This window comes from Gordonia sp. Swx-4 (genome assembly GCF_030316175.1).
GTDB classification, from domain to species: domain Bacteria; phylum Actinomycetota; class Actinomycetes; order Mycobacteriales; family Mycobacteriaceae; genus Gordonia; species Gordonia alkanivorans.
In genome coordinates this window covers 1,041,974-1,052,943 of record NZ_CP128197.1, presented here as the reverse complement: position 1 = coordinate 1,052,943, position 10,970 = coordinate 1,041,974, and the positions used below count along the sequence as shown (strand labels likewise).

10 protein-coding genes are annotated in these 10,970 nt (G+C 66.6%); 4 read left to right on the top strand and 6 right to left on the bottom strand.

Features of this window, described 5'->3' with window-relative positions:
* Positions 1–12: 12 nt before the first annotated feature.
* Positions 13–312, top strand: a complete 300-nt coding sequence (locus PWF70_RS04850; RefSeq protein WP_155225041.1) for a hypothetical protein — start codon at positions 13–15, stop codon at positions 310–312.
* A gap of 278 nt (positions 313–590) precedes the next feature.
* On the opposite strand, the gene PWF70_RS04845 is transcribed toward PWF70_RS04850, so the two are convergent.
* The 6 genes from PWF70_RS04845 to PWF70_RS04820 form a co-directional block, all read right to left on the bottom strand.
* A complete protein-coding gene (locus PWF70_RS04845; protein WP_006358608.1) occupies positions 591–1,736 on the bottom strand; it encodes a glycosyltransferase in 1,146 nt (381 codons plus the stop codon).
* Positions 1,737–1,741: 5 nt separating this feature from the next.
* Positions 1,742–2,956: a lipopolysaccharide biosynthesis protein gene (locus PWF70_RS04840; RefSeq protein ID WP_006358607.1), complete on the bottom strand. Its 1,215-nt coding sequence runs from the start codon at positions 2,954–2,956 to the stop codon at positions 1,742–1,744.
* A complete protein-coding gene (locus PWF70_RS04835) occupies positions 2,944–4,110 on the bottom strand; it encodes a glycosyltransferase (RefSeq protein ID WP_006358606.1) in 1,167 nt (388 codons plus the stop codon). The genes PWF70_RS04840 and PWF70_RS04835 overlap by 13 nt, the downstream gene beginning before the upstream one ends.
* Positions 4,110–4,736, bottom strand: coding sequence for an acyltransferase (locus tag PWF70_RS04830; protein WP_006358605.1), 627 nt, complete (start codon positions 4,734–4,736; stop codon positions 4,110–4,112). Before PWF70_RS04830 ends, PWF70_RS04835 begins: the two co-directional genes overlap by 1 nt.
* 8 nt (positions 4,737–4,744) lie before the next feature.
* Positions 4,745–5,860, bottom strand: coding sequence for a glycosyltransferase (locus tag PWF70_RS04825; RefSeq protein ID WP_042375517.1), 1,116 nt, complete (start codon positions 5,858–5,860; stop codon positions 4,745–4,747).
* Positions 5,861–6,091: 231 nt separating this feature from the next.
* On the bottom strand, positions 6,092–7,159 hold the full coding sequence (locus tag PWF70_RS04820; RefSeq protein ID WP_006358603.1) for a cellulase family glycosylhydrolase: 1,068 nt from the start codon (positions 7,157–7,159) through the stop codon (positions 6,092–6,094).
* Between the two features lie 222 nt (positions 7,160–7,381).
* Between PWF70_RS04820 and PWF70_RS04815 the strand changes: the two genes are divergently transcribed.
* From PWF70_RS04815 to PWF70_RS04805, 3 genes are read left to right on the top strand one after another with little or no spacing between them, the layout of a single operon-like run.
* Positions 7,382–8,377, top strand: a complete 996-nt coding sequence (locus tag PWF70_RS04815; protein ID WP_006358602.1) for a GDP-mannose 4,6-dehydratase — start codon at positions 7,382–7,384, stop codon at positions 8,375–8,377.
* Positions 8,374–9,363: a GDP-mannose 4,6-dehydratase gene (locus PWF70_RS04810; protein WP_006358601.1), complete on the top strand. Its 990-nt coding sequence runs from the start codon at positions 8,374–8,376 to the stop codon at positions 9,361–9,363. Before PWF70_RS04815 ends, PWF70_RS04810 begins: the two co-directional genes overlap by 4 nt.
* A complete protein-coding gene (locus PWF70_RS04805) occupies positions 9,360–10,886 on the top strand; it encodes a sugar transferase (RefSeq protein WP_042375519.1) in 1,527 nt (508 codons plus the stop codon). The genes PWF70_RS04810 and PWF70_RS04805 overlap by 4 nt, the downstream gene beginning before the upstream one ends.
* The last annotated feature ends 84 nt before the right edge of the window (positions 10,887–10,970 follow it).

Here is a 10,970-nt window from a genome sequence, read left to right as displayed (position 1 = left end):
GACATGGCCCGAATGGGCATGTCCCTGGAGAAGATCGGCGTCGCCGGAGAATTCGTCGTCAGCGGATTCAGCACGGCGGCTTCCAGCATGAGGGAATTCAGCACGGTGGAATTCAACGCCCTGCCTCACCACTCACCATGCGCCGTCCTCGTCACGTCCGACCGCTGTCACCTTTACGCCAGAACCGGCCGTAACCACAGCGGCACGCCGGGTCCTGTCGGCACCGTCTTCTCCAGCAACCGCCTGACACGAAACGTCCTTGCCGATCACCGTCTCCGGTGCCATCATCCGAGCATACAATCGCCGGAATGACCTCGGTCACACCAGTGTGCCGTAGGCGAATGCCGTTGGATCACCGCGCGGATAGCCAAGAGCCTATGGGACGGGTTGATGCCTCACAACTCGGGGGCACCCCGGGATAATCGGCAAACGACCCGATATCGCCGAACCAACCAGATGCCAATCACGTGAGCACGCAAAAACAATTCACCATTTCGCCTGATTCACTTTCTCGTAAGCGTGGCAAACTGTTGCGAAAATCGGGCAGACGGCTGTCGGCCATTCGAGCGACACCACTCCATCCGCTGACGTCAATGGTCGACCGGAACCGGCCCCCGACTCAGAAGTGTTTCGACGGCCTGATGGGGAATGCGCTGCTCCCACCGTTCCGCATTCGCCTCGAAAATCCGCGCGCCCTCTTTCTGCGCCAGATCGGCGTCGAGCAGAAACGCGCGCGCGCGTTCGACGAACTCGTCGGGATCGTCGTAGGCCGTCAGCCCGAAGACCGGTTCGAGCGAACCGATGGCGGCGGTGGTGCCCACCACGGGCAGACCACGGCCGGCGGCGTCGAGGAGCTTCACCCGGACCCCGCCCCCGGTCCGGATGGGGGCGACGAGGGCACGGCAGGTGCCGAGGAACGCGTCGAGGTCCTCCACGAAGCCGATGTCACGGACGCCGTCGGGCAGCGGCGGTGGTGTCGCGCCCGGTTTGGGTGCGCCGACGATGCACAGCTCGGCGTCGGGGATGCCCTGCGCAATGCGCGGCCACAGGCGGAGGATCTCCAGGAAGCCCTCCTGATTCGGCGGCCAGTCCCGGGTTCCCATGAAGACGAGTCGCGGTACGTCGGCATCGGCGTCGGCGCGCGTCCCGGGCGGCAGGGTGAGATCGATCCAGCGGGCACTCGGGCACCCGCGCTCCCGGTAGAACTGCGCCTCCTCGAGGTCGTAGGTGCCGATCGCCGACGCGCTGCGCGCCACCCGGAGTTCATCGGACAGGATGCGCTTCGCCTCGAGGATCCCCGGCACTCCGCGCGTGAGCCGCCACACCAGGGATTCCGAGTTGACCGTGTTGATCACCAGTTCGCTGCGATCCACCTGCGTCGAGCGCAGGTACGACTCGGCCATGTACGAGTGCTCCGCGAGGAAGACGTCACCGTCGAGGTCGTCGAGGGTGCGGACCAGGTCGTCGGTGTCGAACCGGACGTGGCACACGCTCCGCCGGGTCCGCACGCTGTTGCCGATCAGCGCCGGGAGTCGCACAGGCGGCTTCGGCACCCGGATCACCCTGCCGTCGGCCGAGATCCGCGGAGCGTCGCCGGTGGCGAGATGGTTGGAGAGACACACGGCCCGTAGGTCGAACGATTCCGCCGCGATGTCGAAGATCACCCGGGCCAGGGCCACGTCGCCGCCGTGGTCGTGTTCGATGTCCTTGGCCATCATGAACGTCACCGTCGTCATACGCCTCACCCCTGTCTTGCGGTTTCGTCTTCTCCGGTGACGAGCCCTTCGGGCCGCACCGACCGGACATAGATCGCGAACAGGATCGCGTCGGTGACCACCGACGCGATCGCCGCTCCCACCGCACCGAAACCCGCCAGCGCGCAGACCAATCCGAGTTTGACCGGGACCAGTACGGCGGCCGCGGCGCTGCGTACCACATCGCGTCGCTGCACATAGAGCACCGTCGTCAGCACGTTGTTCATCACACGCAGTGCGACGAACAACGAGATCACCACCAGCGCCCAGGCGAGTTCGGATGAGTACGGGGTGGCGAGCAGGACGAACCCGGCCCCCATCACAAGCGCCGAGGTCGCGACCGCCATGATCACCACGTGTTTCACCGGCGGACCCGCGGTGACCGCGCCACCGGCGGCACGCAACTGCTCGTGGTAGGTCCCGGCGAGCGACATCCCGACCTGGCCGGCCGCCCAGCCGACCGTGCTCGCGATCGCGAAGTATCCCGCCACATCGGAATCGGTCACCGCTCCCAGCAGCAGGATGTCGCCCTGCATGTAGAGCGCGTTCGCGAGATGCTCCCCGAACAGGATCGCGATCAGGCGAGCCGAGCCGGGGACGCCCGGGCGGGTACGCGGGACAAGCGTCGCGGCGTAGACGGCGATGACGAGATACGGTGCGAGATAACAGAAACTCGCCGTCTCGAGATCTGCCGACGGTACGAACTGCAGGTAGCCGACGGCCATTGCGATGCTCACGACCTGCCGCGTGGTGTCGAATCGCATCACCCGATCGGGGTGGCCGTCGCGCAGCGCGCGGCTCTTGACCGCGTTGAACGCGATCTCACCACCCGCGACGATCAGGGCGAACCACACCAGATACGGCGCAGCCAGACACGACGCACCCACGCCCATCAGACCGAGCCCCAACAGGATTCGCGTCACCCGCTCCGCCGCGAACGCATCCTCCGCCTCGCGGATGGCCCGCACCGCGAACGGATTGTCCAGGGGCGCCGCGATGATAGCGCCGAGCGCGAAGGCCATCGCGTACTGCCCGTAGGCGCCGATGCCGAGGTGAAAGGTGAGGGCGATGGTCCAGCCCAGACCTGCGGCTCGTCCGCCGTAGGTCCACCCGGCAGCCACGAGCGCCTTGACCAGGTTGCGTCGGTCGTCGACCGGGGCCGCCTTCTCCTCGGTGTCGGTCGCGCCGCTCAGGCCCGACACAGCGACCTCGCCCAGGTCTCGAGGTAACCGCCGACTACCTCGTCGGGTTCGCGCGCCTCGCGCATCGCCTTCAGTGCCTCGGCCATCTCGGACAGGCGATCTCGGGATTCGACGAGATCCGCGGCAGCCGTCGCCAACTCACTCACCGTCTCGTCTTCGGTGCGTCCGTCGTCGTCGACGACGCGAACGCCGCCTTCGGCCCGGAGCTCACCGAGCGCACCATGACCGGTGCACACGACCGGGGTGAGATGTGCGATCGCGTCGGTGACGACACTCGAACCGGGGAACGCCTCGCCGTAGGGACTGCGCGCACCGTAGGGCACGATGAGTGCCCGGATGGCGGAGAAGTAGGCGGGAAGGTCCGCGTCGTCGACGCCGCCCAGGATCTCCACACCGTCGATGGCGGGCAGCGCTTCGGTCCCGCGGCCGGCGATCCGGATGACGATGTCGTCGGGAAGCAGACTCCGAAGTCGTTCGACGTGCTCGAAACCCTTTCCGCGGTATACCAGTCCGAACAGTCCGACCGCTTTCGGCCGGTCCGGGGCGGACACCACCTCACCGCGGCTCCACACCGGCATGTGGGCATGGCGCACAGTCGTGTCCGGATAGGCACGGAGCAGCGATCGGACCCCGGCATCGCTCATCGCGAAGAGCGTGCGAGATCCGGCGACCCTCCGCTCGACCGCACGGGAGAGCGTCCGGAGCGGGAAATGCACGGCGTGGTTGAGCAGCTTGCGCTGCTCGAGGAACGCGACGCGCCCAGGCCACCAGACGAGTCCGGGCGGATCGTGGACGGTCGCACTGACCAGGACATCACGTCGGTGACGTTCGAGTCCGGCCGTGGGCCAGAAGGATTCGACCGAACCGCCGGAGAACTCACCGTGCACGACGACCGGACGGCCGTCCGCGGCGTCGATGAGCTCGATGATCGCCCGCCGCCGAGCACGCAGTCCGGCAACCGTGTCGGTTCCGGGCCGCGGGTGCCGGACCTCGTGGAAGTCCGCGACACGACGGCGCAGTATGCCCGCGAACACCTCCGAATAGGCGCCGACTCCGCCGGCAGTCCTCTCGGCGGCGACGTAGATCAGACGAACCCCGTCCAGGTCCGTCGTCCCCGGCTTCCCGACCGGCCCTGCTGCCATCTGGCCGGCCATCAGTAGAAGAGCGGCCGGTACTTCGGCCGGTAACGCAACGCCGACTCGGGTCGCTTGGAGATCGTCTTGGCCGGCACACCGCCGACGATGTCGAGATCGGCGACGTCCCTGCTGACGAGCGCGCACGCGGCGACCACGGCACCCCGTCCGATGCTGACGCCGCTCACGACGGTGGCGCGGCTGGCGATCCACGCGTGGTCACCGATGTACACCGGTTCGAGAATCGCCTCGAACTCCGGACTCGCCGGGTCGTGCTTTCCGGCGATGATCTGGGTGTCACTCGCGATCACCACGTTGTCACCGATGCAGATGCCCGATCGTGCGTCGAACAGGACGCGGAACCCGATGGAGCACGCCTCGCCGATCCGGATCTGGTCGATGTCGAAGACCTGACAGCCGCGCAGGATCGAGGTGTCCTTACCGATCTTCGCGCCGAACGCGCGGAGGAATCCCTGCCGGATGGTATGAGACGGGATGTAGGTGATGATGTTGTTGTACAGCAGGATTCCGACACGGTTCTTCGCCTTGGCGATCGTCGAGATCTCGGTGAAGGTGTACCGGGGGTGGAAATCCGCGCGCTGCGGAACCGTCGGTCCGGCTGGTCCCGCCGCCGGCGGTGTCGTCATTTCGGTACTCACGTTCGCTCCGCTCCTCTCGCGACCACTGCCTCGGACACGAGGTTCTTGATCTCCTTGATGAATGTCTCCTCGCCGAAGTGGGCGACGTGCGCCTTGATCTGTTCGGCATCCCAGTCGCGCGTGGCGATCTCGGCGACGGCGGCCCGGATGCTCACCGGGTCGGGTGCGTCGAAGAACACTCCGTTGACGCCTTCGGCGATGGTGTCGAGGAAACCACCCCAGCGCAGTACGGCGCACGGCTTGCCCCGCATGCCGCCCTCCAGTGGGGTCAGTCCGTAGTCCTCGTAGCTGGCCGCGACCACTGCGGTGCAGTTGTCGTACAACCAGCCCATCTCGGCGTCGGTGAGGTCGCTCAGCATGGTCACGTTCTCGGGCTTGGTTGCGCGCAACCGCTCCGCCTCGGGCCCGCGACCCACGACCACCAGATGATCGTCCGTACCACGGAAGGCGTCGATCACCGCGTCGACGTTCTTGTACGCCAGCAGGCGTGAGACACACAGATGGAACGGGCGTACCGGAATGCCGGCGGGCGCATCCGCTAACCCCGACGGCGCGAGGGGCGGGAGCACCGGCGCCGAGACCACCGTCGAATCGAGGCCGTACGCCGCCTCGATGCGGTCGCGGACCGCCCTCGAGATCGCGAGGTAGCGGTCGCACTCCCGCGCGGCCGCCCGGTCCCAGCGACGAAGTACCGGCCCGAGCAGGCGGATCGCGAGTTTCTTGACGGCACTGGAGGACTCACCGAGATAGACATCGGTCTGATAGAGCCAGCGCGCCGGCGAGTAGCAGTAGACGAGCTTGTACCCGGAGGTGTCGAAGCCGTGCGCCCAGCCACTCGAACTCACCACCACGATGTCGGCGTCGATGCGCATCCGCGAGGCCGCGAACGGCAGCACCGGCAGGGCCGACCGGTGATCGGTACGCAGTGCCGCAACACGATTCACCGGCGAGGTGATGATCGTCTTGTCCCGGAACTCCTCATAAGTCTGATCCGGCTCGTACAAGAGCGTGTAGATAGGGGCGTCCGGAAACGCCTTACTGAGGGACAGGACGACCTTTTCCGCCCCGCCCCGCTGGGTCAGATAGTCGTGGGCGATCGCCACTCTCGGCATTTTCTCCACGACGAGCCCAGCATCCATCATGTGCACCAAAGAACCACTTCTCCCCCGACGAATTTCGAGAAGAATTCTCGTGAATGGCGAGTGCACGCACTCGCGCGGACCCCGATGTCCGCTCGAAAGGAGATCGTAATGTGGAAACGCCCGCTCCGCGCGGCGTGCTCGCGATATGTGAGCTTGCCGTCGCGGAACGGGCGTGAGAATGTGCCACGGACAGTGGCGGTGTCAGACCGCTCCCAGGACGCTTGCCGCGTACTTCGGAGTCCAGTCGTGCTTGTAGATGGCACCGAAATTCTGTTCGCGATCGGCCAGATTGGTACCGGTGTCCCGGATGCTGTAGATGAACGTCGGGCCCACGAATCCCGCCGAGACGGCGAAGCCCTTCACATCCGTGATCTGTTTGGCCTGTTCCCATTCCGAGACCGCGTCGTCCGCCGTGCCGGTGGGAGCGCCGAGTTCGGTGAACCAGATCTTCTTCGCGCCGTCCCCGCGCGCGATCATCAGGTTGCGCACCGCCGGGATGTCGGTGACGGCGTTCTCCGGGTTGGCGTACAGGCCGCCGGGGAAGACGTACGGGTGCATCGCGAGCGCGTCGAAGCTGCCCTTGGCGCCGGCGTTGTACATGGCGGTGACGAAGTTCGGCGGCGAGTTCCAGCCGCCGGAACGCGCCAGACCTGCAGCGATGACGGTGGAACCCCACTGCGCCGACTTGATGGTGCTGTAGGCGGCCTTCAGGAGGGAGGTGTACCGGGCGGCGTCGACCGTCCACCCGAAGAAGATGGGCAGATTCGGCTCATTCCAGATCTGGTAGTTCGTGACCTTGCTTCCGTACCGCGCGATGAACTTCTTCAAGAAGGAACTCAGGTCGGAATTGTTCGTCGGCGGGGCGGTGAAGAAGGTTCCGGCCGGCCGGGACCAGGGCGGCGACGACACCACATTGGCGAGGACCTTGAGCCCGCGGGCACGCGCCGCATTGATGATCCGGTCCGGGGTGGACCAGTTGTACGAGTTCTTGGCCGCCTCGATCGAGTTCCAGTCGACCGTGACCCGCAGCCAGGTCGCCTTGGTCCGCTTCACCGCGTCGAGTTCGCGGCCGAGGTCGGCATCGTTGAGCCACAACAGTCCTGAGCCGCCGGCGAAGCCGAACCCGGCCGTGGTGACGGGGACCGCCGCCTCGGTGGGGCCGGCAGCGCTCCCGGAACCCAACCAGCCCGGGGCGGCGGGGGCGGAGCTCGCGGATCCGGGGACACTTCCACCGATCCCGAGGCCGAGCAACAGAGAGATGCTCACCACAAAGGCAGAGAGGAAATGGGTTCTCGATAGGCAGAAATGCCGGGATGATCGTATTCTCATGGCGCAGAGAGTACCGCCAAGTTCGGGGACCCACATGGGTGGCGGGTTCCGGACGAGGCTGTGCTCGCAGCTTTTACATGCATCTGGTCGGGGAATCAGTGCGTGTTCGAAAGTCGGTGAAAAGACACGGATGTCGTTCGCCTCGCACTGGGAGAATTGTCGATGAAATCTGCATTGATCACCGGTATCACCGGACAGGACGGCCTCTACCTCGCCGAGCTCCTGCATTCGAAGGGTTACCGGGTCGTGGGACTCGTTCGGGGACAGAACAACCCGAAGGCCGCGCGCCTTGCCGAATCGCATCCGTACGTCGACATCGTCAGCGGGAACCTGCTCGATCTGTCGAGCTTGATGCGGGCCATGACCTATGCGAATCCGGATGAGGTCTACAACCTCGGCGCCGTCTCGTTCGTCGCCTACTCGTGGCAGAATGCCCGACTGACGAGCGATGTGACCGGTACGGGCGTACTGAACATGCTCGAAGCGGTTCGTCTGCACCAGGATACGACCGGCAAGGACATCCGCTACTACCAGGCGTCGAGCTCCGAGATGTTCGGCAAGGTGCAGGAGGTCCCCCAGCGCGAGTCGACACTGCTCTGGCCGCGTTCGCCGTACGGTGTGAGCAAGGTCTTCGGCCACTACATGACCATCAACTACCGCGAGTCCTACGGCATGCACGCCAGCTCCGGAATCCTGTTCAATCACGAGTCGCCGCGTCGGGGCCCGGAGTTCGTGACCCGCAAGGTCACCCAGGCCGTCGCCCGCATCGCACTCGGCACCGACGATTCGATCGCACTGGGAAACCTGGATGCACAGCGCGACTGGGGCTTTGCCGGCGACTACGTCCGCGCCATGTGGATGATGCTGCAACAGGACATCGCCGACGACTACGTCATCTCCACCGGCGAGACACACTCCATCCGTGAGTTGCTCGACGTGGCGTTCAAGGTCGTGGGCATCGACGACTGGGAGCATCTCGTCCGCATCGACCCCCGCTTCTTCCGCCCTGCCGAGGTCGATCTCCTCATCGGCGACAGCACCAAGGCCCGTGAACTCCTCGGCTGGAAGCCCGAGGTCGGCTTCACCGAGCTGATCACGATGATGGTCGAGGCAGATCTCGACATCGAATCGAAGAAGCTGGCCGGCAAGGTCGCATGACCCCGCCACGTGCCCTTGTCACCGGCGCGAACGGGCAGGACGGGCACCTGCTGATCGAGGAATTGGTCACGAGGGGTTGGGATGTCGTCGCCTTGGTACGACCGGGCCGCGCGGTGGGTCGTGCGTCCGGTGGCGACGTGGTGATGAGCCCGGTCGACCTCGCCGACCCGGAATCGACGCGCCGCGTGATCACCGACCACGCCCCCGATCACATCTTCCACCTCGGCGCCGTGTCCTCGGTGTCGGAGAGCTGGCATGATCCGCTGACCACCGCCCGGGTGACCGCGATGTCGACCGTCGCGATACTCGAGGCGGCGTCGGCGCTCGACGACCTGGGGCAGCGCGTCCACGTCGTGAACGCCTCCAGCGCCGAGATCTTCGCCGGTTCGACGACCACCCCCCAGAACGAGACCACGCCGATCGCCCCGGCGTCGCCCTACGGAGCGGCGAAGGCGTACGGCCACACCATGGCCGGGGTTGCGAGATCGAAAGGACTGGAGGTGGCCAACGCCATCCTCTACCCGCACGAATCCCCGTTGCGCTCCACCCGTTTCGTCACCCGGAAGATCACCGCCGGGGTGGCCGCGATTGCGGCCGGGAGCACCGAACCACTTGTGTTGGGCAACCTCGACGCGCGTCGCGACTGGGGGTGGGCAGGGGACTACGTGTCCGCCATGATCGCCCTCGCCGAGAACCGGGCGAACGACGACTACGTCGTCGCGACCGGCGAATCCCACAGCGTCGGAGAGTTTGTCGCGACCGCTTTCGAGGTGGCCGGGATCTCGTCGTGGGAACACCTCGTGACCACCGATCCGTCCTTCGTGCGTCCGGCGGATGGCGTCGACCTGGTGGGTGATCCCCGCAAGATCGGCGACGAGTTCGGCTGGCGGCCGACGACCAGGTTCGCGGAAGTGGTCGAAGCAATGGTCCGGCACGACCTCGCTCTTGTGGGCGCGGACGAATCCCGGCGGGCGGCAATCGCATGACCTCGGCTCGCGACACGATCCCGGCGGATTCGGGGCCGGGGTTCCCGGGCGGATCACGACGCCTGATCGCCGTGCGCCGTAGGCAATCACGATCGCGATCATGGGTTCCGCGGTACACCAGAGCTCTCTGGTGCACCGATCTGGTCGTCGTGGTCGCCTCGGTGGCCCTGGCCCAGCGGCTCCGGTTCGGCCCCAGCGGTTCTCTCCATTCGGCCGCCGCGGTCCACATCCCGTCGATCCTCGTGTCCGCGGCACTGATCGTCGTCTGGATGGCCGCCCTCGCCGCCTTCCAGACCTACGACCGGCGGATCTTCGGCTCCGGCCCCCAGGAGTACAGCCGGGTCGTCACCGCATGCTTCGCGGTCTTCGGCGGACTGGCCATCGTCGACCTCCTCGGCGGACTGAACATCGCGCGGGGGTACCTGGCGCTCGCCCTCCCGATGGGGACCATCACCTTGTTGCTGGGCCGGAACGTCTTCCGGCGGCTCCTCGCACGGGCGAGGATCTCCGGCAGGCATCGTGAGTCGGTGCTGATGGTCGGCGGTGTCGAGTCGGTCCGGCCGACCGTTCGGCGCCTGGCGGCCGCGGCCCCGCTCGGGTACCAGGTCGTCGGCGCCTGCCTGCCGCCCGGGCATCGTGGCACCCACGCGGAGATCGACGTCGACGGCGCGGCGGTCCCGGTCCTCGGAGATTTCGACGACGTCCTCGCCGCCGTCGGGGCGTCGGGTGCGACCACGGTGGCCGTCACCTCGGCCGATGCCCTCGGGCATCAGGCGATGCAGGACCTGTCCTGGAACCTGCACGGACTCGACGTCGACATGGTCGTCGCGCCCGGCGTCACAGACGTCACCGGCCCGCGGATGATGCTGCGGCCGGTGGCCGGGTTGCCACTGCTGCACATCGATCACCCGCGCTACGAAGCAGCGACCCGGTTCCGCAAGTCCGCTCTCGATCGGTGCGGCGCAGCGCTTCTCCTTCTCGCACTGTCCCCTGTCTTCCTGATCGTCGGCGTCGCGGTGGTCGTCGACTCCGGGTTCCCGGTCTTCTATCGCGCCGACCGGGTCGGACTGGGGAACAAGAAGTTCCGCATGTGGAAGTTCCGGTCCATGGTCACCGGCGCCGACCGGATGCGCGGCGGTCTCGGCGACCGCGACGACGGCGCGGGACTGCTGTTCAAGGTTCACGACGATCCGCGGGTCACCCGGGTCGGCAAGGTGATCCGCGCCTACAGCCTCGACGAACTCCCTCAGCTCTTCAACGTCCTGACCGGGCAGATGAGTCTGGTCGGGCCGCGCCCGCCGCTGCCCGAGGAGGTGGAGAAGTACGACGGCCGGGTCGCACGGCGGATGCTCGTCAAACCCGGCATGACCGGGCTGTGGCAGGTCTCCGGACGATCCGACCTCTCCTGGGAGGAGTCGGTCCGGCTGGACCTGTCCTACGTCGAGAACTGGACCATCATGCAGGATCTGACGATCCTGTGGCGCACCGCCCGAGCAGTGGTTGCGAAGGACGGCGCCTACTGAGCCCCGGGCGCCCCCGCATCCCGCGTCCCGCGTCCCGGCAGGATCGCCACTTCGGACCGGAATCACGCGCTCCACCATGTGATT

Coding starts and splice junctions, on each gene's coding strand:
- PWF70_RS04845 (WP_006358608.1), bottom strand. CDS start 1,736: ATGACGACGGTGACGTTCATGATGGCCAAGGACATCGAACACGACCAC.
- PWF70_RS04835 (WP_006358606.1), bottom strand. CDS start 4,110: ATGGCCGGCCAGATGGCAGCAGGGCCGGTCGGGAAGCCGGGGACGACG.
- PWF70_RS04815 (WP_006358602.1), top strand. CDS start 7,382: ATGAAATCTGCATTGATCACCGGTATCACCGGACAGGACGGCCTCTAC.
- PWF70_RS04805 (WP_042375519.1), top strand. CDS start 9,360: ATGACCTCGGCTCGCGACACGATCCCGGCGGATTCGGGGCCGGGGTTC.
- PWF70_RS04830 (WP_006358605.1), bottom strand. CDS start 4,736: ATGACGACACCGCCGGCGGCGGGACCAGCCGGACCGACGGTTCCGCAG.
- PWF70_RS04850 (WP_155225041.1), top strand. CDS start 13: ATGGGCATGTCCCTGGAGAAGATCGGCGTCGCCGGAGAATTCGTCGTC.
- PWF70_RS04810 (WP_006358601.1), top strand. CDS start 8,374: ATGACCCCGCCACGTGCCCTTGTCACCGGCGCGAACGGGCAGGACGGG.
- PWF70_RS04825 (WP_042375517.1), bottom strand. CDS start 5,860: ATGCCGAGAGTGGCGATCGCCCACGACTATCTGACCCAGCGGGGCGGG.